General features: G+C 62.9%; 22 protein-coding genes and 2 tRNA genes. 17 read left to right on the plus strand and 7 right to left on the minus strand.

Translation table 11 applies throughout. From position 1 onward, the window contains the following. Positions 1-24: 24 nt before the first annotated feature. Complete coding sequence (locus ACYCAX_RS21550; RefSeq protein WP_015478938.1) at positions 25-339, minus strand: YhbY family RNA-binding protein; 315 nt, start codon at positions 337-339, stop codon at positions 25-27. Positions 340-418: 79 nt separating this feature from the next. Here ACYCAX_RS21550 and rlmE point away from each other — a divergent pair, with 79 nt between their 5' ends. From rlmE to ACYCAX_RS21635, 17 genes are all read left to right on the plus strand, one after another. Further along, positions 419-1,042 carry a 23S rRNA (uridine(2552)-2'-O)-methyltransferase RlmE gene (rlmE, locus tag ACYCAX_RS21555; RefSeq protein ID WP_460248788.1) on the plus strand — a complete coding sequence of 208 codons (624 nt, stop codon included), beginning with the start codon at positions 419-421 and terminating at the stop codon, positions 1,040-1,042. 201 nt (positions 1,043-1,243) lie between these two features. Continuing rightward, positions 1,244-3,160, plus strand: coding sequence for an ATP-dependent zinc metalloprotease FtsH (ftsH, locus tag ACYCAX_RS21560; protein WP_041712192.1), 1,917 nt, complete (start codon positions 1,244-1,246; stop codon positions 3,158-3,160). 9 nt (positions 3,161-3,169) lie between these two features. Then, a complete protein-coding gene (gene folP / locus ACYCAX_RS21565; RefSeq protein ID WP_015478935.1) occupies positions 3,170-4,039 on the plus strand; it encodes a dihydropteroate synthase in 870 nt (289 codons plus the stop codon). Continuing rightward, positions 4,036-5,376 (plus strand): phosphoglucosamine mutase, encoded by a 1,341-nt coding sequence (glmM, locus tag ACYCAX_RS21570; protein ID WP_015478934.1) that lies wholly within the window; start codon positions 4,036-4,038, stop codon positions 5,374-5,376. The genes folP and glmM overlap by 4 nt, the downstream gene beginning before the upstream one ends. A gap of 65 nt (positions 5,377-5,441) precedes the next feature. Continuing rightward, on the plus strand, positions 5,442-6,197 hold the full coding sequence (gene tpiA / locus ACYCAX_RS21575) for a triose-phosphate isomerase (protein WP_460248789.1): 756 nt from the start codon (positions 5,442-5,444) through the stop codon (positions 6,195-6,197). 2 nt (positions 6,198-6,199) lie between these two features. Continuing rightward, positions 6,200-6,592: a preprotein translocase subunit SecG gene (gene secG, locus ACYCAX_RS21580; protein ID WP_015478932.1), complete on the plus strand. Its 393-nt coding sequence runs from the start codon at positions 6,200-6,202 to the stop codon at positions 6,590-6,592. Positions 6,593-6,608: 16 nt separating this feature from the next. Beyond that, positions 6,609-6,694, plus strand: a tRNA-Leu gene (locus ACYCAX_RS21585). 91 nt (positions 6,695-6,785) lie between these two features. Further along, positions 6,786-6,862: transfer RNA gene (locus tag ACYCAX_RS21590), tRNA-Met, on the plus strand. A 127-nt stretch (positions 6,863-6,989) separates the two neighbouring features. Then, entirely contained in the window at positions 6,990-7,448 is a 459-nt protein-coding gene (gene rimP / locus ACYCAX_RS21595; protein ID WP_015478931.1) for a ribosome maturation factor RimP, read from the plus strand. Positions 7,449-7,493: 45 nt separating this feature from the next. Next, positions 7,494-8,975, plus strand: a complete 1,482-nt coding sequence (gene nusA / locus ACYCAX_RS21600; protein WP_015478930.1) for a transcription termination factor NusA — start codon at positions 7,494-7,496, stop codon at positions 8,973-8,975. 27 nt (positions 8,976-9,002) lie between these two features. Then, positions 9,003-11,531 (plus strand): translation initiation factor IF-2, encoded by a 2,529-nt coding sequence (infB, locus tag ACYCAX_RS21605; protein ID WP_460248790.1) that lies wholly within the window; start codon positions 9,003-9,005, stop codon positions 11,529-11,531. 211 nt (positions 11,532-11,742) lie between these two features. Further along, positions 11,743-12,132 carry a 30S ribosome-binding factor RbfA gene (rbfA, locus tag ACYCAX_RS21610; protein WP_015478928.1) on the plus strand — a complete coding sequence of 130 codons (390 nt, stop codon included), beginning with the start codon at positions 11,743-11,745 and terminating at the stop codon, positions 12,130-12,132. Positions 12,133-12,135: 3 nt separating this feature from the next. Continuing rightward, the gene (gene truB, locus ACYCAX_RS21615) at positions 12,136-13,050 is read left to right on the plus strand and encodes a tRNA pseudouridine(55) synthase TruB (protein WP_460248791.1); all 915 of its coding nucleotides are present in this window, start codon (positions 12,136-12,138) and stop codon (positions 13,048-13,050) included. A gap of 98 nt (positions 13,051-13,148) precedes the next feature. Next, complete coding sequence (gene rpsO, locus ACYCAX_RS21620) at positions 13,149-13,418, plus strand: 30S ribosomal protein S15 (RefSeq protein WP_015478926.1); 270 nt, start codon at positions 13,149-13,151, stop codon at positions 13,416-13,418. Positions 13,419-13,587: 169 nt separating this feature from the next. Next, positions 13,588-15,693, plus strand: a complete 2,106-nt coding sequence (pnp, locus tag ACYCAX_RS21625; protein ID WP_015478925.1) for a polyribonucleotide nucleotidyltransferase — start codon at positions 13,588-13,590, stop codon at positions 15,691-15,693. 94 nt (positions 15,694-15,787) lie between these two features. Further along, positions 15,788-17,203, plus strand: a complete 1,416-nt coding sequence (locus ACYCAX_RS21630) for a hypothetical protein (RefSeq protein ID WP_294980363.1) — start codon at positions 15,788-15,790, stop codon at positions 17,201-17,203. 186 nt (positions 17,204-17,389) lie between these two features. Then, the gene (locus tag ACYCAX_RS21635) at positions 17,390-17,740 is read left to right on the plus strand and encodes a BON domain-containing protein (protein ID WP_015478923.1); all 351 of its coding nucleotides are present in this window, start codon (positions 17,390-17,392) and stop codon (positions 17,738-17,740) included. Positions 17,741-17,816: 76 nt separating this feature from the next. Here ACYCAX_RS21635 and ACYCAX_RS21640 read toward each other — a convergent pair whose 3' ends face one another. The 6 genes from ACYCAX_RS21640 to ACYCAX_RS21665 all read right to left on the minus strand — a co-directional run bounded on the left by ACYCAX_RS21640 (position 17,817) and on the right by ACYCAX_RS21665 (position 24,801). Beyond that, on the minus strand, positions 17,817-19,280 hold the full coding sequence (locus tag ACYCAX_RS21640) for a rhomboid family intramembrane serine protease (protein ID WP_460248792.1): 1,464 nt from the start codon (positions 19,278-19,280) through the stop codon (positions 17,817-17,819). A 57-nt stretch (positions 19,281-19,337) separates the two neighbouring features. Beyond that, on the minus strand, positions 19,338-19,649 hold the full coding sequence (locus ACYCAX_RS21645; RefSeq protein WP_460248793.1) for a DUF2845 domain-containing protein: 312 nt from the start codon (positions 19,647-19,649) through the stop codon (positions 19,338-19,340). Further along, entirely contained in the window at positions 19,646-19,930 is a 285-nt protein-coding gene (locus ACYCAX_RS21650; protein ID WP_460248794.1) for a DUF2845 domain-containing protein, read from the minus strand. The genes ACYCAX_RS21645 and ACYCAX_RS21650 overlap by 4 nt, the downstream gene beginning before the upstream one ends. An 11-nt stretch (positions 19,931-19,941) precedes the next feature. Beyond that, entirely contained in the window at positions 19,942-23,019 is a 3,078-nt protein-coding gene (locus ACYCAX_RS21655) for a DUF748 domain-containing protein (protein WP_460248795.1), read from the minus strand. Positions 23,020-23,118: 99 nt separating this feature from the next. Then, a complete protein-coding gene (locus tag ACYCAX_RS21660) occupies positions 23,119-23,733 on the minus strand; it encodes a response regulator transcription factor (protein WP_294980375.1) in 615 nt (204 codons plus the stop codon). 189 nt (positions 23,734-23,922) lie between these two features. Beyond that, the gene (locus ACYCAX_RS21665; RefSeq protein WP_460248796.1) at positions 23,923-24,801 is read right to left on the minus strand and encodes an oxygenase MpaB family protein; all 879 of its coding nucleotides are present in this window, start codon (positions 24,799-24,801) and stop codon (positions 23,923-23,925) included. Positions 24,802-24,841: the final 40 nt, after the last annotated feature.

Raw genomic sequence — 24,841 nt, forward strand, 5'->3', positions numbered from 1 at the left:
GCTCCGCGTTGCCGGTCTTGACTGTCAGAGGCCGCTGAAGCGGCTGATGTTCGACAGGTTCTTGTTCGGCTTGGGATTGCGACGATAGATCAGCGCCATCTTGCCGATGGACTGAACCAGTTCGCAGCTGCCGTTCTGGCAGAGTTCGTCGATCAGCGCACGACGATCGTCGCGTTCGGTGATGCGGAACTGCACCTTGATCAGTTCATGATCGTTGAGCGCACGCTCAAGCTCGGCCATCACACCTTCCGAGAGACCGTTTTCAGCAACGGTCAATACGGGTTTCAGGTGATGCCCGATAGATTTGAACTGCTTTTTCTGCTCCTGAGAGAGCGCCATAATCTGACCCCTGGGGAAAAAGGCGGATATTCTACCCGAGTTTCGGTTATGCCGGGATGCCGCTCAGACGAGGTAATACGTGGCCCGTTCCAAGACTAGCCATCGCTGGCTGAAAGAACATTTCGACGATCCTTACGTGAAGATGGCACAGCGCGACGGCTATCGCTCGCGTGCCAGCTACAAACTGCTGGAAATCCAGGAGAAGGATCGCATCCTGCGCCCCGGCATGACCGTGGTCGACCTCGGCGCGGCGCCGGGCGGCTGGTCGCAGGTCACCAGCCGGGTGATCGGTGACAAGGGCACCCTGATCGCGTCGGACATCCTGCCGATGGACAGTATCCCGGACGTCACCTTCATCCAGGGCGACTTCACCGAGGACGAGGTCTTCGCCCAGTTGCTCGCGGCCATCGGAGAAAATCCGGTAGACCTTGTGATTTCCGATATGGCCCCCAATATGAGTGGATTGCCCGCCGTGGACATGCCCCGTGCGATGTTCCTCTGTGAGCTGGCCCTGGACCTGTGCACCCGTGTGCTGCGTCCGGGCGGCGATTTCCTGATCAAGATTTTCCAGGGTGAGGGTTTCGACGCTTATCACAAGCTGGTACGCGAGAACTTCGACAAGGTGCAGATGCGCAAACCGCTGTCGTCCCGCGACCGTTCGCGGGAGCAGTATCTGCTCGCACGGGGCTTTCGCGGCGCCTAGACTGGAATGATTGGGCCGGCTATTGGTCTATGTCTTGCGGGTTTTGCTTGTACCGGTGAAAGCCGGGGTTCATAAAGGGTTACAGACGACGCCTGCCGCGCTGCAGGGGTTGTGTAGTAATTTTGGCCGGAAGGAGTCTGGCCGTCGTGAGAAGCGGTTTCCAGGGCGGAGCCGGCTTCAGAGGGTAGTCAATTGAACGACATGGCAAAGAACCTGATTCTGTGGCTGATCATCGCGGCGGTACTCGTCACCGTGATGAACAACTTCTCCAGCCCGAGCGAGCCGCAGACGCTCAACTATTCCGACTTCATCCAACAGGTGAAGGACGGCAAGGTCGAGCGCGTAACCGTCGACGGCTATGTCATCACCGGCAAGCGCCAGGATGGTGACACCTTCAAGACCATCCGCCCGGCGATCCAGGACAATGGCCTGATCGGCGACCTGGTCAACAACAACGTGGTTGTCGAAGGCAAGCAGCCCGAGCAGCAGAGCATCTGGACCCAGTTGCTGGTCGCGAGCTTCCCGATCCTGGTGATCATCGCGGTCTTCATGTTCTTCATGCGCCAGATGCAGGGCGGTGGCGGTGGCCGCGGCGGCCCGATGAGCTTCGGCAAGAGCAAGGCGCGCCTGTTGTCTGAAGACCAGGTGAAGACCACCTTCGCCGACGTCGCCGGTTGCGACGAGGCCAAGGAAGAAGTCAGCGAACTGGTGGAGTTCCTCCGCGATCCGGGCAAGTTCCAGCGCCTGGGCGGCCGTATCCCGCGCGGCGTGCTGATGGTCGGCCCGCCCGGTACCGGTAAGACCCTGCTCGCCAAGGCGATCGCCGGCGAAGCCAAGGTGCCGTTCTTCACCATTTCCGGTTCGGACTTCGTGGAAATGTTCGTCGGCGTGGGCGCCTCGCGCGTTCGCGACATGTTCGACCAGGCCAAGAAGCACGCACCCTGCATCATCTTCATCGACGAGATCGACGCCGTCGGCCGCCATCGTGGCGCCGGTCTGGGCGGCGGTCACGACGAGCGCGAACAGACCCTCAACCAGTTGCTGGTGGAGATGGACGGCTTCGAGATGAACGATGGCATCATCGTCATCGCTGCGACCAACCGTCCGGACGTGCTCGACCCCGCGCTGCTGCGTCCGGGCCGCTTCGACCGCCAGGTGGTGGTCGGTCTGCCGGACATCCGTGGTCGCGAGCAGATTCTGAAAGTGCACATGCGCAAGGTCCCGCTGGGCGACAACGTCGATCCGGCCGTGATCGCGCGCGGTACCCCCGGCTTCTCCGGTGCCGACCTGGCCAACCTGGTCAACGAGGCCTCGCTGTTCGCCGCCCGTTCCAACAAGCGCATCGTCGACATGCGTGAGTTCGAGCTGGCCAAGGACAAGATCATGATGGGCGCCGAGCGCAAGACCATGGTCATGTCCGAGAAGGAGAAGAAGAACACCGCGTTCCACGAAGCCGGCCACGCCATCGTCGGCCGACTGGTTCCGGAGCACGACCCGGTCTACAAGGTTTCCATCATTCCGCGCGGTCGTGCCCTGGGCGTGACCATGTTCCTGCCGGAAGAGGATCGCTACAGCCTGTCCAAGCGCGCCCTGGAAAGCCAGATCTGCTCGCTGTTCGGTGGCCGTATCGCCGAAGAGATGACCCTGGGCTTCGAAGGTGTGACCACTGGCGCCTCCAACGACATCATGCGCGCCACCCAACTGGCGCGGAACATGGTGACCAAGTGGGGCCTGTCGGAGAAGCTTGGTCCGCTGATGTACGCGGAAGAGGAGGGCGAGGTCTTCCTCGGCCGCAGTGCCGGCGGCCAGCACTCGAATATCTCGGGCGAGACTGCCAAGCTGATCGACCAGGAGGTGCGCCGCATCATCGACGACTGCTACGGCACCGCCAAGCGCCTGCTGGAAGAGAATCGCGACAAGCTCGACATGATGGCCGACGCGCTGATGAAGTACGAAACCATCGACGCCGACCAGATCGACGACATCATGGCCGGTCGTACGCCGCGCGAACCGCGTGACTGGCAGGGTGGCAACTCTGGCTCCTCCGGCAACGCTGCGGCGCCGCGCGACGAAGGTCGCCAGGAAAACCCGATTGGCGGGCCCGCCGGCGAACACTGAGAGCACTGAATGAGTTCGTTGTACCACCCGACCCGGTTGCCTTGCGGCAACCGGGTTCTTGATTTAAGCCGCCCGCACGTCATGGGCATCCTCAACGTCACTCCTGATTCCTTCTCCGACGGCGGGCGCTTCAACCAGCATGATGCTGCGTTGCGCCACGCGGCGGAGATGGTTGCGGCCGGCGCCACGCTGATCGATATCGGCGGCGAGTCGACCCGGCCGGGCGCTCGCGTGGTTTCGCCTACCGAGGAGCTGGAGCGCGTCGCTCCGGTGGTCGAAGCCATCGCGCGCGAGCTGGATGTGGTGATCTCTGTGGATACCTCCACACCGGCGGTGATGCGCGAAACGGCGCGGCTTGGCGCCGGTTTGATCAATGACGTGCGTTCGCTGCAGCGTGATGGTGCACTGGATGCGGCGGTCGATACCGGTTTGCCTGTCTGCCTGATGCACATGCGTGGCGAGCCGGGAAACATGCAGGATGACCCACGCTATCCGGACATCCTTCAGGAAGTCCGTGGCTTCCTCGAGGCGCGTATCGCGGTGTGCGAATCCGCAGGCATTGTCCGGGAGCGGATCGTCATCGATCCTGGCTTCGGTTTTGCCAAGACCCAGAGCCACAACCTGAATCTGTTCCGGCAGATGGACGGGTTGATGGATATGGGATGTGCGCTATTGGTTGGTGTCTCGCGCAAGAGCATGATCGGTCGCGCGCTCGGCCGTGAGGTGGGTGAGCGTCTCTATGGCAGCCTGGCGCTGGCGGCGTTGGCGGTGGCCAAGGGCGCCAGTATTATTCGCGTCCATGACGTCGCTGAGACAGTGGACGTGGTTCGAATGATTCACGCAGTGGAAAGTGCAAAGGAAGAGGGGCGACTCGCATGAGCAGGAAGTATTTCGGCACCGATGGTATTCGCGGTCGTGTCGGCACGCCGCCGATCACGCCGGATTTCGTGCTCAAGTTGGGCTGGGCTGTCGGCATGGCGTTCCGTCAGCAGGGCAAGTGCCGTGTGCTGGTGGGCAAGGACACCCGGATTTCCGGCTACATGTTCGAATCCGCGCTAGAGGCGGGGTTGTCTGCGGCCGGTGCGGACGTGCTGCTGCTTGGCCCGATGCCGACCCCGGGTATTGCCTACCTGACTCGCACCTTCCACGCCGAGGCCGGCATCGTCATCAGTGCGTCGCACAATCCGCACGACGATAACGGTATCAAGTTCTTCTCTGGCCAGGGCACCAAGCTGCCTGATGAGGTCGAGCTGATCATCGAGGAGTTGCTCGATGCGCCCATGACGGTGGTCGAGTCGGCCCGCCTGGGCAAGGTGTCGCGTATCAACGATGCAGCGGGCCGCTACATCGAGTTCTGCAAGAGCAGTGTGCCCACCAATACCGACTTCGCCGGGCTGCGGATCGTGCTCGATTGCGCCCACGGTGCGACCTACAAGATCGCTCCTAGCGTGTTCCGCGAGCTGGGTGCCGAGGTGTCGGTGATCGGAGCGCAGCCCAATGGCCTGAACATCAATGACAAGTGCGGTTCGACCCATCTCGAGGCGTTGCGGGAGGTCGTGTTGGCCGAGCAGGCCGACATGGGCATCGCCTTCGATGGCGATGGCGACCGCGTGATGATGGTGGATCACACCGGGGCAGTGGTTGACGGTGATGAGATCCTCTTCCTGATCGCCCGCGACATGCTCGATCGCGGCAAGCTGCACGGTGGTGTGGTTGGCACGTTGATGAGCAACCTGGGCCTGGAACTGGCATTGCAGGACCTGAACATTCCATTCGTGCGCGCCAAGGTCGGCGACCGCTATGTGATGTCCGAGCTGCAGTCCCGCAATTGGCAACTGGGCGGCGAAAATTCCGGCCATGTCGTATGCTGCCAGCATACGACCACCGGCGATGCCATCATTGCGGCGTTGCAGGTGCTGATGGCGTTGAAGGCGCGTGGCCAGACCCTGGCCGAGGCGCGCATGGGCATCCGCAAGTGTCCGCAGGTGCTGATCAATGTACGCTTTGCCGGCGGCGATGTGGACCCGTTGGAGCACCCGGCCGTCAAGGAGGCCTGCGCCAAGGTCACTGACGAGATGGCGGGTCGTGGGCGTGTGCTGTTGCGCAAGTCCGGTACCGAGCCGCTGGTGCGGGTGATGGTCGAGGGTGATGACGAGGGCCGGGTACGGGCTTACGCCGAACAGCTGGCGAAAGTCGTGACTGAGGTATGTGCTTGATTTCTCTTGTCAGTTCAAAGTCTGTCGAGTAATATCTGCGCCCACTTTGCTCAGCGAGGTACAGCATGCGTCGACCCCTGGTGGCCGGTAATTGGAAAATGCACGGTACCCGCTCCAGCGTAACGGAGCTGATCAAAGGCCTGCGGCAACTGGCTCTTCCTACGGGTGTCGACGTGGCGGTATTTCCGCCTTGTCTGTACATCAACCAGGTCAAGCATGGACTGGAAGGCAAGGCGATTGCCGTCGGTGCGCAGAATTGCGCGGTTGAACCGATGCAGGGTGCCCTTACGGGCGAGATCGCGGCCAGTCAGCTGGCCGATGCGAACTGCTCCCTGGTGCTGGTAGGTCATTCCGAGCGTCGCCTGATTCTGGGTGAAAGCGATGGAATGGTCAGTCGCAAGTTTGCAGCGGTTCAATCGTGTGGCCTGGTTCCGGTGCTGTGCGTAGGGGAAACCCGCGAGCAGCGCGAGGCGGGCAAGACTTTGGAAGTCGTCGGGCGCCAGTTGGGCTCGGTGATCGAAGATTTGGGCGTTGGGGCGTTTTCCCGCGCTGTAGTGGCTTATGAGCCGGTGTGGGCGATCGGGACGGGGCTGACGGCTTCTCCCGAGCAGGCCCAGGAAGTGCACGCGGCGATTCGCGCGCAGCTCTCGGCGGAAAACGCTGAAGTGGCTCGCGGCCTTCGTCTCCTGTACGGCGGCAGCGTCAAGGCAGCCAATGCTGTCGAGCTGTTCGGCATGCCGGATATCGATGGGGGGCTCATTGGTGGGGCTTCCCTGAATGCGGATGAGTTCGGTGCGATCTGTCGCGCCGCAGGAAACTGAAGATGCTGGAAACAGTTGTAATCGTGATTCACCTGCTGATGGCGCTGGGTCTGGTTGTGCTGGTCCTGCTTCAGCATGGCAAGGGTGCCGACGCTGGCGCGTCGTTTGGTGCAGGTGCTTCGGCCACCGTTTTCGGTAGCCAGGGTTCTGCTACCTTCCTGAGTCGTTTTACTGCTATACTTGCTGCGGTTTTTTTCATTACTAGCTTGGGTTTAGCGTATTTTGCTAAAGAAAAAGCTGATATGATACGCAACGCCGGGCTTCCTGATCCGGTGGTAATGGAGCAGAAGCAGGAGCAGGCTCCGGCAGCTAGCGATGTGCCGGGCGCGCAAGGGCAACCTCAAGCCCCTGCGGGCGGTAACGGCGACGTTCCGGCGGCTCCTGAGCAGAAGTAAGCAGGCAAGAGTTTTTGCCGAGGTGGTGGAATTGGTAGACACGCTACCTTGAGGTGGTAGTGGCCATAGGCTGTAGGGGTTCGAGTCCCCTCCTCGGTACCATATGCGAAAGGCCCGCTGTGCGGGCCTTTTCGTTCCGGAGTTTCGGTTGACCTTCAAGGGGGGCGACCGTATAATTTCGCACCAGCTTTGACGCGGGATGGAGCAGTCTGGTAGCTCGTCGGGCTCATAACCCGAAGGTCGTAGGTTCAAATCCTGCTCCCGCAACCAGTTTGGCAGAGCCCCTTTTGAGGGGCTTTTTGCTAGCTGGACAGTCCGCACCGCCAGGGTAGGGCGGTCCTTAAGGGATGGGCGTTTCGCCCATTTTTTGTTTCTACAGCATACGCGAGGCGATCAGGTGTCGAGCAAGCTAGAACAGTTGCAGGCCTTGTTGGCCCCTGTAGTAGAAGCGCTCGGCTATGAGTGCTGGGGCCTGGAGTACATTTCCCAAGGTCGCCATTCCCTGCTCCGGGTTTATATCGACCGTCCGGAAGGCATCCTGATCGATGACTGTGAAATCGTCAGTCGCCAGGTCAGCGGCATCCTGGACGTGGAAGACCCGATCAGCGGCGAATACACCCTGGAGGTGTCGTCGCCCGGCATGGATCGGCCTCTCTTTACGCTTGACCAGTTCGCCCGTTACGTCGGCGAACAGGTAAAGATCAAGCTGCGCACGCCCTTCGAACGGCGGCGCAATTTCCAGGGCATTCTCCGTGGTGTGGAGGAGCAGGATGTGGTGGTCCTGGTGGACGATCATGAATACCTGCTGCCGGTCGACTCGATCGACAAGGCCAACATCATTCCCCGATTTGAGTGAGCCGCCAGAGCGCGGATTCCAATGGATTGAAAGGCGAGGCGTACGATGAGCAAAGAAGTACTGCTGGTTGTTGAGTCGGTATCCAACGAGAAGGGTGTACCGCCTGGCGTGATTTTCGAAGCGCTGGAGCTGGCCCTGGCGACCGCGACCAAAAAGCGTTTCGAGGACGAGGTTGACCTGCGCGTGGAAATCAATCGCGCCAACGGCAACTACGAAACTTTCCGTCGCTGGACCATCGTCGAGGACGAGGACTACTCCAATCCGGCATCGGAACTGACCGTCGAAGACGTGCAGGAAGAGCACCCCGGCATGAAGGCCGGTGAGGTCATCGAAGAGAAGATCGAGTCCATCGAGTTCGGTCGCATCGCTGCCCAGACCGCCAAGCAGGTCATCGTGCAGAAGGTCCGCGAGGCCGAGCGTGCCCAGGTGGTCGACGCCTACCGCGAGAAGGTCAACGAAATCATCTCCGGCACCGTCAAGAAGGTCACCCGTGACAACGTGATCGTCGACCTGGGCAACAACGCCGAAGCGTTGCTGGCCCGCGACCAGATCATCCCGCGCGAAACCTTCCGTGTCGGTACCCGCGTGCGTGCCCTGCTCAAGGAAATCCGCAGCGAGAACCGTGGCCCGCAACTGGTCCTGTCGCGCACCGCGCCGGAAATGCTGATCGAGCTGTTCCGCATCGAAGTGCCGGAAATCGCCGAGCAGTTGATCGACGTGATGGCTGCCGCCCGTGATCCGGGTTCGCGCGCCAAGATTGCCGTCCGCTCCAAGGACAAGCGTATCGATCCGCAGGGCGCCTGCATCGGTATGCGTGGTTCCCGCGTCCAGGCCGTTTCCGGCGAACTGGGCGGCGAGCGGGTGGACATCGTCCTGTGGGACGACAACCCCGCTCAGTTCGTGATCAACGCCATGGCCCCGGCCGAAGTGGCGGCGATCATCGTCGACGAAGATACCCACACCATGGATATCGCCGTCGCTGAAGACAACCTGGCCCAGGCTATCGGGCGCAGCGGTCAGAACGTACGTCTGGCCAGCCAACTCACCGGCTGGACTTTGAACGTGATGACCGAGGCCGATATCCAGGCCAAACAGCAGGCTGAGACTGGCGACATCCTGCAGCGTTTCGTCGACGAGCTGGATGTCGACGAGGAACTGGCCCAGGTACTGGTGGAAGAAGGTTTCACCACCCTGGAAGAAATCGCCTACGTACCGATGGAAGAGATGCTCAGCATCGACGGCTTCGACGAGGACATCGTCAATGAGCTGCGCTCGCGCGCCAAGGATCGCCTGCTGACCAAAGCCATCGCCACCGAAGAGAAACTTGCCGACGCACAACCGGCCGAAGACCTGCTCAGCCTCGATGGTATGACCAAAGAGCTGGCGGTGGATCTGGCGCTGCGTGGCGTAACCACCCGTGAAGATCTGGCCGAGCAATCGATTGACGATCTGCTCGACATCGACGGCATGGACGAAGAGCGTGCCGGCAAGCTGATCATGGCCGCCCGGGCCCATTGGTTCGAGTAAGCATTCGCGGCCTGAGGAGAGAAGTGCATGACGCAAGTCACGGTGAAAGAACTGGCCAAGACGGTCGATACGCCGGTAGAGCGCCTGCTGCAGCAGATGCGCGAAGCGGGTCTGCCGCATAACAACGCCGAGCAGGTGGTGACCGACAGCGAGAAGCAAGCGCTGCTGGCTCACTTGAAAGGCAGCCACGGTGAGCGCGCGGACGAACCGCGCAAGATTACCCTGCAACGCAAGACCACCTCGACCATCAGGGTCGCTGGCAGCAAGACCGTCAGCGTCGAGGTCCGTAAGAAGAAGACCTACGTCAAGCGTGATCCTGAAGAGCTCGAGGCCGAACGCCAGCGCGAGCTGGAGGAGCAGCGTGCCGCTGAGGAAGCTGCGCGTCTGAAGGCCGAGGAAGAAGCTCGCCAGCGCGCTGCCGAGGAAGAGGCCCGCCGTCAGGCGGACGCCGCTCGCCAGGCCGCAGCGGTTGCGCCTGCTGTCGCGCCGGCGGCTGCCGAAGCGCCACGCGCTGCTGCGGCTCCCGCGCCAGCTGCTCCGACCGCTGCCGCTCCTGCTGCGGACGACCGCAAGAAGGAAGAGCCGCGCCGCGCGCCCAAGCGGGATGACGAGGACGAGCGCCGTGATCGCAAGCATGCCCAGCATCGCCCATCGATCAAGGAAAAGGAAAAGACTACCGCACCGCGCGTCGTGCGCAGTGGTGGCGACGATGACGACAGCTTCGGCCGTCGTGGCGGCGGCCGTGGCAAGGCCAAGCTGAAGAAGCGTAACCAGCACGGGTTCCAGAGCCCGACAGGACCGATTGTGCGTGAAGTGAGTATCGGCGAGACCATCACCGTGGGCGACCTGGCTGCCCAGATGTCGGTGAAGGGTGCCGAGGTCGTCAAGTTCATGTTCAAGATGGGCACCCCGGTGACCATCAACCAGGTACTCGACCAGGAGACCGCCCAACTGATCGCCGAAGAGCTCGGCCACAAGGTCAAGCTGGTCAGCGAGAACGCCCTGGAAGAGCAACTGGCCGAATCCCTGAAGTTCGAAGGTGAGGCGGTTTCCCGCGCGCCGGTCGTGACCGTCATGGGCCACGTCGACCACGGCAAGACCTCGCTGCTCGACTACATCCGTCGTGCCAAGGTGGCAGCTGGCGAAGCCGGCGGGATCACCCAGCACATCGGCGCCTACCACGTGGAAACCGACCGTGGCATGGTCACCTTCCTCGACACCCCCGGCCACGCCGCGTTTACCGCGATGCGTGCCCGTGGCGCCCAGGCGACCGACATCGTCATCCTCGTGGTGGCAGCGGACGACGGTGTGATGCCGCAGACCCAGGAAGCCGTGCAGCACGCGAAAGCGGCTGGCGTGCCGATCGTGGTCGCGGTGAACAAGATCGACAAGCCCGATGCCAACCCGGACAACATCAAGAACGGCCTGGCCGCTCTGGACGTGATCCCGGAAGAGTGGGGCGGCGATGCTCCCTTCGTCCACGTATCCGCCAAGGTGGGTACCGGCGTCGACGAGCTGCTCGAAGCCGTGCTGCTGCAGGCTGAAGTACTCGAACTCAAAGCCACTCCGTCGGCCCCGGGCCGTGGCGTGGTGGTCGAGTCGCGTCTGGACAAGGGCCGTGGCCCGGTAGCCACCGTGCTGGTCCAGGACGGTACCCTGCGTCAGGGCGACATGGTTCTGGTCGGCGTCAACTACGGCCGCGTCCGTGCGATGCTCGACGAGAACGGCAAGCCGATCAAGGAAGCCGGTCCGTCCATTCCGGTCGAGATCCTTGGCCTGGATGGTACCCCAGATGCCGGTGACGAGATGACCGTGGTCGCCGACGAGAAGAAGGCCCGCGAAGTCGCTCTGTTCCGTCAGGGCAAGTTCCGCGAAGTGAAACTGGCTCGTGCCCATGCCGGCAAGCTGGAAAACATCTTCGAGAACATGGGCCAGGAAGAGAAGAAGAGCCTCAACATCGTGCTCAAGTCCGATGTCCGTGGTTCGCTGGAAGCCCTGCAGGGTTCGCTCAGCGGCCTGGGCAACGACGAAGTGCAGGTTCGCGTGGTCGGTGGCGGCGTCGGTGGTATCACCGAGTCCGATGCCAACCTGGCGCTGGCCTCCAACGCGGTGCTGTTCGGCTTCAACGTCCGTGCCGACGCCGGTGCGCGCAAGATCGTCGAGTCCGAAGGCCTCGACATGCGTTACTACAACGTGATCTACGACATCATCGAAGACGTCAAGAAAGCCCTGACCGGCATGCTCGGTAGCGATGTTCGCGAGAACATCCTGGGTATCGCCGAAGTACGTGACGTGTTCCGTTCGCCGAAGTTCGGCGCGGTCGCCGGCTGCATGGTCACCGAGGGTCTGGTGCACCGCAACCGTCCGATCCGTGTACTGCGCGACGACGTGGTGATCTTCGAAGGCGAACTGGAATCCCTGCGTCGCTTCAAGGACGACGTCGCCGAAGTCCGTGCCGGCATGGAGTGCGGCATCGGCGTGAAGAGCTACAACGACGTTCGCGTCGGCGACAAGATCGAAGTGTTCGAGAAGGTCGAAGTCGCTCGTACTCTGTAAGGGTATTCGAGCGTGAACGCAGCGCCCGGGCCAGCTAGACAGCTGCCCCGGGCGTTTGCCGCTTATACGGATTTGCCTTCAACCGTATGACGTCGTTGGGAAGCCTTGCCGTGCTGGAGCACTGTCTTCGGCTTCCCGCTTAGTCATCCGGTCGAATTCAAACCCGTAATTGATGCCGGAGCCTCGTGGCTCGGGTAAGCAGGTTAGGAAAATGGCCAAAGAATATAGCCGTACCCAGCGTATCGGCGATCAGATGCAGCGCGAACTGGCGCTGCTGATCCAGCGCGAGATCAAGGATCCGCGCCTGGGCCTGGTAACCATCACTGGCGTCGACGTCGCGCGCGATCTGTCCCATGCCAAGGTGTACGTCACCGTGATGGGCCAGGATGACAACGCCGAAGTGGTGAAGCAGAACACCAGCATCCTCAACGATGCCGCGGGTTTCCTGCGCATGCAGCTGGGCAAGGCGATGAAGCTGCGTACCGTTCCGCAGTTGCACTTCAGCTATGACGCCAGCATTCGTCGCGGCGCGGAGCTGTCGGCGTTGATCGAACGGGCGGTGGCGGAAGATCGCCGCCACGGCGGCGACTCCGAGGAGTAAGGCGTGGCCCAGGTGAAACGAATCCGCCGTGCGGTCAATGGCGTGTTGGTGCTCGACAAGCCGCGCGGCATGAGCTCCAACCAGGCCCTGCAGAAGGTGCGCTGGCTGCTCAACGCCGAGAAGGCCGGTCATACCGGCAGCCTCGATCCACTGGCCACCGGCGTGCTGCCGCTGTGCTTCGGCGAGGCGACCAAGTTCTCCCAGTACCTGCTCGATGCCGACAAGGCCTATGAGACCGTCGCCCAGTTGGGCGTGACCACCACCACCGGCGATGCCGAGGGTGAGGTGGTCGAGCAGCGTGTGGTGACCGCCGGTCGGGAAGCCATCGAGGTCGTGCTGCCGCGCTTCCGTGGCGACATAGAGCAGGTGCCGCCGATGTATTCGGCCCTGAAGAAGGATGGCCAGCCGCTGTACAAGCTGGCGCGTGCAGGAGAGGTAGTGGAGCGCGAGGCGCGTTCTGTTACTATTACGCGCTTGGATTTGCTTGCCTTCGAGTCGCCCTGTGCGACGCTGGCCGTTTCCTGCAGCAAGGGCACCTACGTTCGCACCCTGGTCGAAGACATCGGCCGCGAGCTTGGGTGTGGCGCTCACGTCGCTGCCCTGCGCCGGACCCAGGCCGGGCCGTTCCAGCTGAACCAGTCGGTGACGCTGGAGGAACTCGAGAAAGTCCATGCCGAGGGTGGCAACGAAGCCCTCGACCGCTTCCTGCTGCCGGTGGACGCCGGCCTGGAGCACTGGCCGCTGCTGCAGCTTTCCGAGCACAGCGCCTACTACTGGCTGCACGGGCAGCCGGTGCGCGCTCCCGAGATGCCGAAGTTCGGCATGCTGCGGGTGCAGGATCACGAAGGTCGTTTCATCGGTATCGGTGAAGTGACCGAAGACGGGCGCCTGGCGCCGCGTCGACTGATTCGGTCGTAAGGCCGAAACCCGAGGGTGGCTGTCAGCAGGCACGGTCACTCCTCTTATATGAACACAGGGAGATGTCCCTGGCCTGTTACCTCAGAGGAAGCCCCATCATGGCACTGAGCGTCCAAGAAAAAGCCCAGATCGTTAACGAGTACAAGCAAGCTGAAGGCGACACCGGTTCCCCGGAAGTGCAGGTTGCACTGCTGTCCGCCAACATCAACAAGCTGCAGGAGCACTTCAAGGCCAACGGCAAGGACCACCACTCCCGTCGTGGCCTGATCCGTATGGTTAACCAGCGTCGTAAGCTGCTGGACTACCTGAAGAGCAAGGACACCTCTCGTTACAGCGCCCTGATCGGTCGCCTGGGCCTGCGTCGCTAAGACGGCAAGCCTGAAGTGGGAAGCTGGGAGTCCGGGGTCGATGGGCGGTGTATACCGCTCATCGGCTCTGGCTCCCGGCTTTCTCGCTTTTACAGGGAATGAATTCGGGTCCGACTCCCGGCATTTCCACGATTTCCCCCAAGGCAACTAAAGAGAAGGTAGAAAAACCGTGAACCCGGTAACCAAGAAATTCCAGTTCGGTCAGTCGACCGTAACCCTCGAGACTGGCCGCATCGCCCGCCAGGCCACCGGTGCCGTCCTGGTCACCATGGACGACGTCACCGTGCTCTGCACCGTCGTCGGCGCCAAGCAGGCCGACCCGAGCAAGAGCTTCTTCCCGCTCTCCGTGCACTACCAGGAGAAGACCTACGCAGCCGGCCGCATCCCCGGTGGTTTCTTCAAGCGTGAAGGCCGTCCTTCCGAGAAGGAAACCCTGACCTCGCGCCTGATCGACCGTCCGATCCGCCCGCTGTTCCCGGAAGGCTTCATGAACGAAGTGCAGGTTGTCTGCACCGTCGTTTCCACCAACAAGAAGTCCGATCCGGACATCGCTGCCATGATCGGTACCTCCGCCGCCCTGGCGATCTCCGGCATTCCGTTCGCCGGCCCGATCGGCGCTGCCCGCGTTGGCTTCCACCCGGAAATCGGCTACATCCTCAACCCGACCTACGAGCAGCAGCAGAGCTCCAGCCTCGACATGGTCGTGGCCGGTACTTCCGATGCCGTGTTGATGGTTGAATCCGAAGCCGACGAGCTGACCGAAGACCAGATGCTGGGCGCCGTTCTGTTCGCCCACGAAGAATTCCAGGCGGTCATCCGCGCCGTTGCCGAACTGGCAACCGAAGCCGGTAAGCCGAGCTGGAACTGGACCGCGCCGGTCGAGAACACCGCCCTGGTCAACACCATCAAGGCCGAGTTCGGTGCTGCCATCTCCGAGGCCTACACCGTTACCGTCAAGCAGGACCGTTACGCGGCCCTGGACGCCCTGCGCGAGCAGATCGTCGCCAAGTTCGCCGGCGAAGGCGAAGGCCAGTTCTCCGCGGGTGAAGTCAAAGACGTCTTCGGCCTGCTGGAATACCGCACCGTTCGCGAGAACATCGTCAACGGCAAACCGCGTATCGACGGCCGCGACACCCGCACCGTTCGTCCGCTGCGTATCGAAGTCGGCGTACTGGGCAAGACCCACGGTTCGGCGCTGTTCACCCGTGGCGAAACCCAGGCCCTGGTCGTTGCCACCCTCGGCACCGCCCGTGACGCCCAACTGCTCGACACCCTCGAAGGCGAGCGCAAAGACCCCTTCATGCTGCACTACAACTTCCCGCCGTTCTCGGTGGGCGAGTGTGGCCGCATGGGCAGCGCTGGCCGTCGTGAAATCGGCCACGGCCGTCTGGCCCGTCGCAGCGTCGCTGCCATGCTGCCGACCCAGGACGAGTTCCCCTACACCATCCGTGTGGTTTCCGAGATCACCGAATCCAATGGCTCCAGTTCCATGGCGTCGGTCTGTGGTGCTTCCCTGGCGCTGATGGACGCCGGTGTTCCGGTCAAGGCGCCGGTTGCCGGTATCGCCATGGGGCTGGTGAAGGAAGGTGACAAGTTCGCCATCCTGACCGACATCCTGGGTGACGAAGACCACCTGGGCGACATGGACTTCAAGGTTGCCGGTACCGACAAGGGTGTTACCGCCCTGCAGATGGACATCAAGATCAACGGCATCACCGAAGAGATCATGGAGATCGCCCTGGGCCAGGCCCTGGAAGCTCGCCTGAACATCCTCGGCCAGATGAACCAGATCATCGCCGCTCCGCGCGCCGAGCTGTCGGAAAACGCTCCGACCATGATCCAGATGAAGATCGACACCGACAAGATCCGCGACGTCATCGGCAAGGGCGGCGCCACCATTCGCAGCATCTGCGAAGAGACCAAGGCCTCGATCGACATCGAGGACGATGGCAGCGTGAAGATCTACGGCGAAACCAAGGAAGCTGCCGAGGCCGCCAAGCAGCGCGTCCTGGGTATCACCGCGGAAGCCGAGATCGGCAAGATCTACGTCGGCAAGGTCGAGCGCATCGTCGACTTCGGCGCCTTCGTCAACATCCTGCCGGGCAAGGACGGTCTGGTGCACATCTCGCAGATCAGCGACAAGCGCATCGACAAGGTCACCGACGTTCTGCAGGAAGGCCAGGAAGTCAAAGTCCTGGTCCTCGACGTGGACAACCGTGGCCGCATCAAGCTGTCCATCAAGGACGTAGCCGCTGCTGAAGCCTCCGGCGTGTAAGCGAACGGCAAAATGAAAGAGGGCCCCTTGCGGGCCCTCTTTTTTTGCCTGGAGAATGCGCCATTCGCCGATCTCGCTCCAAGGATGCCCCGAGATGGACAAGCGTTACTGTCACTACCACAGCGCCCAGCCCGCGACCTGGCACTGCCAGCCGTGCGAGCGTCATTACGGGGACTGCTGCGTGCCGCTGAACGCCGATGCGCCGGAGTATGCGCCGGTCTGTCCGCTCTGCCGGGGGGGCCTGCGGTTCCTTGGCGCCGCCAATACCGCCCAGCCATTCTGGGAGCGTCTGCCCCGCTTCTTCGCCTATGGCCTGCAGAGTGGTCCTCTGGCGTTTTCCGCGTTGCTGGCGTTGGCGTGCGTCTTCATGCCCAGCGTTCTGCTGCTCTGGCTGTTGCTGTTCGCCGTGGCGACCAAGTACCTGCACAGCGTGATCGAGGCCGCCAGTTTCGGCAGCCAGGACGCGCCGAGCCTGGCCGAGGCGTTCCGCCTGGACAGCCTGCGAGCGTTCTTCCAGCAACTGGCGGTGTTCGTCATCGTGCTGCTATTGCTCTGGCTGGCGGCGGACTTCCACAGCGAGGCGATCTACTGGGGCGTGAATGTCGCGCTCATGCTGGCCTTGCCGGCGAGCATCATTCGCCTGTCCCTGGACAAGAGCCTGGGCTCCGCGCTGAGCCCGGCGGAGATCGGCCAGGTCATCAGTGCTATGGGCTGGCGCTACCTGATCCTGTGCGTGTTCCTGTTCATTCTCTGGCAGTCGCCCAGCTATGTCGGCTGGTTCCTGTCGCAGGGTTTGCCACGGGTGGTGATGGTGCCGGTGGTGGCCTTGCTCAGCGGTTATTTCGGCGTGGTGATGTGCGCCATGATGGGGTATGCGGTGTTCCAGTATCAGGGCGAGCTGGGCTACGTGATGGCCGGTGACGAAACCCCGGCAGGTTTTGCCGCGCCGGAGTGGCGTCGGCGCAAGGCGCTGGCCGAGGCGGAGGTTCGGGTCAAGGAAGGGCAGAGCGGCGCCGCGCTGGAGATACTGCTGGAGGCGCTGCGCGAAGGCGCCCAGGACCTCAAGCTCAATGAGCGTTATCACCAGTTGTTGTTTTCGGTGAATGCTCGCAGCGAATGCCTCAAGCACCTGCCCCATTACCTGCCGTTGGCGGTTCGTCTCAACACGCCCCTGGCGGCGACAGCGTTCCTCAATGCTCGCCAGTTGCAGGCGGACTACCTGCCGGACGATCCGCTGGTCTGCGAGCGCGTCGCCGAGGTGCTGCTGGAGCGGCACAAGGCGCGGGAAGCGCTGAGCCTGCTGCGCAATCTGCACAAGCGCTTCCCGGATTATCCGGGAGTGCCCCGCGCCTATTTGCTGGCGGCCCGGGGCTTTTCCGAGGAACTTGGACAGGTCGAACCGGCCAGGCAGTTGCTGGCGTTCATTCGCCAGCGCTACCCGGCATTCGAGCAGATGAATGAGGTCGTGCAACTGGAGGCGGTGTTGGCGAACCTCGGCAAAAGCGTCTGACGACGGCCATGCAAGTTGCATGGCAACCCGGGAACGACTGTGCAATCTGCACAGCGCTTGTTTTTGTAACTGGCTGATTTTTATGCTATTTCCATGCGGTCTTGGGCTGGCACAGGGCTTGCGAGACTCCTGATGCAACTGCCGCCAGGAGGAGGCAGCAGTCTTCACTCATCAGGAGAGACCGCCATGAAACAACGCTTCAGCAAACTGACCCTTGCCGCCGCCATCGCAACCGCCTTGAGCTTCTCGTTCGCCCACTCGGTGTTCGCCCAGCCGACGACGCTGGCCGCGAACGATACGGTCCAGAAGACCGAAGAGGCGGTTTCCGACACCTGGATCACCAGCAAAGTGAAATCCATGCTGATCGCCAGCAAGGACATCAGCGGCACCAACATCAAGGTCGAAACCAACCAGGGCGTGGTTTCCCTTTCCGGTAACGTCAAGACCGATGCCGAGCGAGAGCTGGCCATCAAGACCGCCCAGGACATCAAGGGCGTCAAGGCTGTTTCCGCCGATGGACTGAAGTCGGGCGAATAGGGGCTCGCCAGAGCGGGATACTGGCCAAACCCCTGATCGAGGCCCCGCCGGGTTCGCCCTGGCGGGGCTTTTTCGTTCAGGGTGTGCGGGGACTCAGGTGTTGCTGGTAGAGGACGATCTGCCGGGTCGGATCGACGTCCGGGAAATGCTGGCGCAGGAAGCGTGTCATCTCGGCGATGGTGCGGGCGTCCTGCCGCGGGTTCAGGCGCTTGGCCAACTGCAGGGTCAGTGACGGCAGCGGTTCGGGGCGCTGTCCGGACGCAGCCAGCCTGCGCCAGCAGGCGAGTGCGCGTACCGGTTCGTCGAGCAGCAGTAGTCTGCGCAGCAGGTGCAACTGGATGGCTGGATGGCTGAGCAGGTGCTGGTCGGCCGCGCCACTCTCGTCGGCCAATCGGCGAACCAGCCTGTCGGCTTCCGGGCCGCAGGGCAGGGCGAAGAGCTGCTTGAGCACTGTGCCCATCAGCACGCGATCCTGGCGCGCCTTGGCGACCCCGTAAAGGCGCTCGATCAGCAATATCCGGCCGGGGTAGAGCACGAGCAGTTCGGCTCCGCGCGCGGCTGCCTGATCGAGCGCGAAACGACCGATCTGCTGGTCCAGGCTGTTCAGGGCACGCTTGAACGGGGCGTCGGGATCTTCCTTGTCGAGGTAGGCGTGATCAACCTTCAGGCCGCCCAGTTGACGGGGCAGCCAGACGGCGATGAATCCCGACGCCAGGCCGCCGATGTGCGCGTAGTAGTTGACGTGATCCGCCGCGCGCAGCAGGCCGAAGAGCTCCTTGCCCAGCCACAGCGGCAGTATCCACAGCGCAGGGGCAGTGAAATAGCCGAGCAAGGGGCCCAGCCAGTAGAAGAAACGGATACGCCGCAGGCCGTAGACGCCGATGTACATGCCCATCAGCCCGGAGATCGCGCCGGAGGCGCCGACACCGGGTATCCAGGCCGGGTCCAACGCCCACCAGAGCAGGCCCGAACACAGCCCGGAGAACAGGTACAGGCCCAGGTACATCCAGCGGCCCAGGGCGATTTCCAGGGCGAAACCGAAGATGAACAGGAACACCATGTTGCCGGCCAGGTGCCAGAAGTCGCCGTGGAGGAACATTGAACCGAACAGGCCTTCGACGGTGAAGCGCGCCGGCACGAAGCCGAAGCGCAGACTGCTCAGGTGGTCCCGTGCGCCTTCCGCCTGGGCGCGTGAGGCTTGCCAGGCCGCGTCCTGGCGATAGGCCGGCAGGCTGCGCAGTTCGTGGCCAAATTCCAGGTCGCTGAGGATGAGCCAGGCCAGTTGTTGGCGGGGCAGGGCCTCCACCGCCTGGCGTTGGTCCGCCGCGATACGCTCGCGGCGTTCCAGGGTGGCGCTGAACAGTGGCCGCTCGCGGCTCAGCAGGTCTTGTTCGAGGTAGACCCGGATGGCCTGCTCGCGCCGGGTGCTGTCGCCACCCTGGTAGCCGAAGAAGATGAGGACGTTGAGCAGGATCAGCAGCAGCGTGATGACCGGAGGCTTCTTCCAGTCCAGCGGGTGTTCGGCGGGTACGATGACCATGAGCGACCGGTCCTTGGCGCGGGGATGGCGCAGGCTAGCACTGCTGGGGCCTGGGTGTCAGTTGCCGCGCTTGCTCTGGATGGTGGTCAGGCGGTTGCCTTCGAAACGCACGAAATACAGCATGCCGTTCCAGGGACCGTAGATCCATTCTTCCACCGCAACTTCGTTGCGCTGCCCCCAGTCGCCGACGACTTCCTTGTAACCGAGGAACGAGCGGTCGGCGGGCTCGCCGCAGCGGTCGAGCACTTCGCTGGTGAGGTCGCCGGTGCTGATCAGCTTGCTGTTGCAGCGCAGGCTGGCGGCTTCGGACTGCCCGGTGAGCAGCAGAAGTGCCAGCAGCGCCGGGCGTAGGCTATGGCGTAGGATCAATTGCGCTTGAACTCGATGCTCTTGAGCCGGTTGGCTTCGAAGGTGAGGATGTAGCTCGTGCCGTTGCGCGGGCCATAGACCCATTCTTCCACACGGTACTCGCGGTGATCGTAACCGGTCAGGGTATAGCCGACCTCATCGCGGTGATCGGGCGTGCCGCACTTCTGTTCGACTTCCCAGGCACGGTCGCCCACGTTGATCAGCGCGCTGCCGCAACGCATGCTCTCGGCCTGCGCGGTGACCGCGCAGAGCAGCAGCGTACAGGCGACGAGGGCTTTCATGGTGCAACTTCTCATTCACTGTCCAGGTGGAGCTGGGTGGCCACGTTGCCACCATTCTCCGCCTCGCCGAGGCTGACGTCGATCAGATAGACGCGGTCGTCGCTGAGGCCGCCCTTGGACACCAGATAATCCTTGATCTGCGTGGCGCGCTCCTGGCCGAGCTTGCGCAGCAGCAGTTGGCTGTCGCTCCAGGAGGCCAGTACCGCCTGTTCCAGTTTTGCGGTGCGTTCGTCCTTGCCCAGCTCTTTCCACTCGTCCGGCGGCTGCTTCTTCAGGCGGGTGCGGTAGATCCCTTCCAGCAAGGCCGGCTGCAGGTCTTCAGGTACTTCCAGCTTGCTGGCGTCGCTGGGGACCTTGTCGCCCCGGCGTTGCAGCATGCTGTAGTAGTTCTTGCGGAACTCCTCCTGCAGACGCTTCTTGGCCAGCAGCGGACCGTCGCTGCTGGCCGCGCTGACGCCTTCGACCTCCAGCTTCAACGCCGGGCGCTGCTTGAGCGCGTCGGCCAGCTTGTCCAGATTGGCCTGTGCGGTGGAGTTCAGCTCGCTCGAGCCGGGGGGGAATACCACGTTGCTCAGGTCGGGGCCTTCGCCGCCAGCCAGGCCGGCGATGAACTTGAAGGGTGCCTGGACCGCGCGTACCACCAGGTTGCGCAGGGTCTGCCAGACGATGGGCATGACGCTGAACTGCGGATTGTTCAGGTCGCCTTCCACCGGTAGCTGGATATCGATGTTGCCGTTGGCGTCCTTGAGCAGGGCCACCGCCAGCTTCACCGGCAGGTCCACGGCGTCGGGGCTGTCGACTTTCTCGCCCAGTTGCAGGTGCTCCACCAGCACCTTGTTCTCGGCTTTGAGTTTGCCCTGGGTGATCTGGTAGTGCAGGTCCAGGTTCAGCCGGCCCTTGCGGATCCGGTAGCCGGCGAACTTGCCCGAGTAGGGTGTCAGGGTCGTCAGCTCGACGCGCTTGAAGCTGGTGGCGATGTCCAGTTTTTCCAGCGGCGAGAAGGGATTCAGGCTGCCCTTGATGGTGACCGGCGCGTACTTGTCGACCTTGCCCTTGATGTCCACCGTGGCCGGCTGCGGCTTGCGGTTGTCGAGGGTGCCGATTTCCCCGCTCAACTGCTGGATGGCGGTGGCGAAGTCCGGACGCAGCGTCAGGTCGGCGAAATTGGCCGAGCCGTTGTTCACTTTCACGCCGCCGATGCGAATGCCCATCGGTTTTCCGCCTCCCGCGCTTTCGCCGCTGGATTTGCCGGCCGAGGGCGAGGCGGGCTGCGGGATGATCAGCTCGCTGACGTTGGTGGTGCGGTCTTCGTTGATGATGAAGCGGGCGTAGGGCTCTTCGAGCGAAACACTCTGGATTGCCAGGCTGTCACCGTGGCGGTAGGCCAGGCCGTTCAGCGTGAGCTTGGTCCATTTGACGAAGTCGCGGTCCTTGAGGGTGTCCAGGGTGTGCAACTGGGTGACCTGGGCGCTGCCGTCGATGCCGAAGGCCAGCGGTTCGGTACTCTTCAGGTCGACGTTCAGGTCGCTGGCGAGGAAGCCGCTGCGCAGTTCCAGGCGAATGAACGGATCGATGTAGGACTGGGCGACGCGCAGGTCGATGTCGCGGGTGACGACTTTCAGCTTGGCATTGACCGGGCTGAGGTTGACCTGGCCGCTGGCCTCTATCTGCCCGCGTTGGCCGAGGCCGGTCTTGAGCTTGAGCTGCAGGGGCGAGGTGAGCTGGCTGTCGAGGTTCTGCAGGTCCAGGTCCAGCGGGCCGATTTCCAGCGCGACCGGTTTGGCCGGGGCGCGATCGGCCAGGTGGGCCTTGTAGCCGCGCAATTGGGTATCGCGCAGGACCACGTGCCAGGCTTTTTCCGGTTCGCCGGCAGGAGCCGGCTCGGTGGGCGTGGCGGGGGTAGCCGTCGGAACCGGGGTGTTTGGCGTGGCCGCCGGGGAGGCCTGTCCGGGCGCCTGGGCGGTGTTTTCTTGCGGTTTCTCCGGGGTGGCGGTAACCGCCGGTTCGCTTGCGGACGATCCGGTGCTCCTGGCCGGCGGCGTTTCGGCCTGGGGCGCAGGCTCCTGCGGGCGCTTGTAGGGGCGGAAGTTGGCGAACAGTTTCTGCCAGTCCAGTTGCCCGTCCTTTTCCCGCGCCGCCCAGGCTTCCAGGCCCTGGCTGCGAATCTGGCCGACCATGACTTCGCGCTTGGCCAGGTCCAGCTGGGTATCGGTGACGTCCAGGCTGGCCAGGTTGGCCAGCGGCTTGCCGTCTGGCGACTTCAGGCTGAGTTCGCGCAGGTTCACGGCAGCCTTGTCGAGCAGCAGTTGAGTACCCTGGGAGAGGTCCAGGTGGTAGTCGGAGGACACACCGAGGGTACCGCTTTCCAGGTTCAGCGGTGCGTTGTCCCGCACGTAGGGCCACCACGCCTTGAGGGGGACGCCCTGGAGCGAGAGGCTACCCTTGGAGGTCAGCGGCACCAGGCTCAGGTCGCCTTGCCAGTCGAGCTTGCCACCGTTCGGGCCAGTGGCGACGAGCGTCATCCTGGCGCCGTCTTCAGGCAGCGTACTGAGGTTGTTCAGCTCGAAGCCCATCGGGTCGAACAGAAATTCCACCGGTTCGCTCGGCCGGCGGTCCAGGAAGTGCAGGCTGCCGTCGGCCAGGCGGATGTTGTCGATCCGCAGCGGGAAGGGCTGGCTGGGCTCTTCCTGCGGCGGCGCAGGCTGGCTCGGCGGCAGTTTGAACAGCTGGGTCAGGTTCAAGGTGCCGTTCTCGGCGAACAGCAACTCGGTGTGCGGCGCATCCAGCTCGACGTTGGCGAGATGCAGATGACGCTTCCACAGGCTGTCGATCTCGAGGTTGGCGTACAGGCGCTGGAAGCGAACCTGTTCTTCGCCGTCCTGGCCCAGGTGCAGTCCCCACAGGGTCAACTCGAGGCTGAACGGGTTGAGCTCGATGCGCTCCAGGCGAGCCGGAACGTTCGCGTAGAGGGCCAACTGCTGGTTGACCACGCGCAGGGCGACCCCGGGAAGGATCAGGAAGCCCAGCAGGCAGTAGAAGAGGAACAGCAGCAACAGCGCGCCGATTGCGCGTTTCAGTCCTTTGGGCATGGCGAGTGTCGTTTTCCGTCGTGACGTGCCGTTGGAGTATGGCACGGCTGAGCGTTTGCGATCACACGAATGCCCTGTCGGGCGTTGTTCTCGCGTGAATCAGTCATTGAGTCGATGGGTGCGGGAGAACTCGACCAGGTCCACGACGCTTTCCAGGTTGAGCTTTTCCAGGATGCGAGCCTTGTAGGTGCTGACGGTCTTCTGGCTGAGGAACAGCTCCTCGGCGATCTCCTTGTTGCTCATGCCGCGCACCAGGCTGCGCAACACGACCAGCTCACGCGGCGTGAGGCTGGCGACAGGGTCGGTATGGCTGGAGATGTTGAGCGATTTCTCCGGGAAGCAGCGGTACCCGGACACCAGCATGCGTGCCGCGTTGAGGATGGCGCTGGTGTCGTTGTTCTTGCTGACGAAGCCGTGTGCCCCGGCGGCTTCCACCTTGCTCGAATACAGCCGCTCATCCTGGGAACTGAGCACCAGAAGACGGATCTTCTCATCGAAGATATGGATACGAGCCAGCAGGTCCAGGCCGTCCATGCCTGGCAGGTTGAGGTCCAGGATCACCAGGTCCGGGTGTTCCTTGCGTACTGCATCGAGGCCGCCATGACCGTCGGCGGCCTCACGAACGACTTCGAACTGCGAGTCCTGCCCCAGCAGTGAGCGGATCGCCAAACGCATCGCTGGGTGATCTTCGATCAGCACGACACGCTTCTTCATAGGTCACTCCCTGAGTGTGGTCATTTCAGCGAATTGAGCTTGAAAATAGCCTAGATGTTCAGGGGCATACGGAAAAATCCTAGAACCGCTACGAGAATCTTGCTCGGATTCAACTATCGATTTCTTGACGTGGGGCGCGGGAGCAGAGACTTGCCGCACCGGGGGAACTCTGCCTTGAGTAGGCGGACTTCAGCGTAGCGGAGGCAGTCCCATGCGCCGGCGGGCCCGGTGCAGCGAGCCGTTGCGCACGGCCCAGCGCAGCAGCGGCACACTGCGTTTCACACTGGAGCGGATCAGTTGGCGCTGCAGGCTGCCCAGGCCCAAACCTAGCTGGTCGGCAGCCCATTCCGGCAACAGGTCGATGCCCGCGCGCATCATCAGGGCGCCGAAAGGTTTGGCCAGGAAACTGGGGGCGGGAGCGCTGAACAGGACCCGCACGACTTCCCGGGTACGTTCATCGTAGCGCAGCTGTGGACGGACACTCTGCAGATAGTCGGCCACCTGCTGGCGCGAGCGGGGGACGTTGCGTGCACCCAGGCGCTCGGCCACCAGCGCGATTTCGTCGTAGTAGCGGTCCTGCTCCGCTGCGGACAGATCTGGATTCAGGTAGCGCAGGTGGGAGGCGAGGAAGCTGCTGACCTCCGCGACATGGACCCAGGTGAGCAGGTCCGGGTCGTTGGCCGAATAACGGGTGCCGTCGGGCAGGATGCCGTGGACGTTGGCGTGGATACGCCGCACGCGCTCGATGAGCTTGTCTGCATCCACCCGTGAGCCATAGGTGGTGGCGGAGATGAACTGTCCGGTGCGGCGCAGGCGGCCGAGCATGTCGGCACGGAAGTTGGAGTGGTCCCAGACGCCACCGAGCGCTGCCGGGTGGAGCATCTGCAGGAGCAGGGCGGTGATGCCGCCGATCAGCATCGAACTGAAGTCGCCGTGGACTTTCCAGCAGGTCGAGTCCGGGCCGAACAGGCCCGGATCACCCTTGGGCGACTCGAAGTCGACCCCGCCCAGGGCGAGGCCGGTCAGGCTGAGCACCTGGCTTTCGATATGACGGCGAACGGTTTCCATTGCGGCGAACAGGCCTCGGGGCAAGGACGGCAGGTCTGTG

This window comes from Pseudomonas sp. MT3, assembly GCF_054720805.1.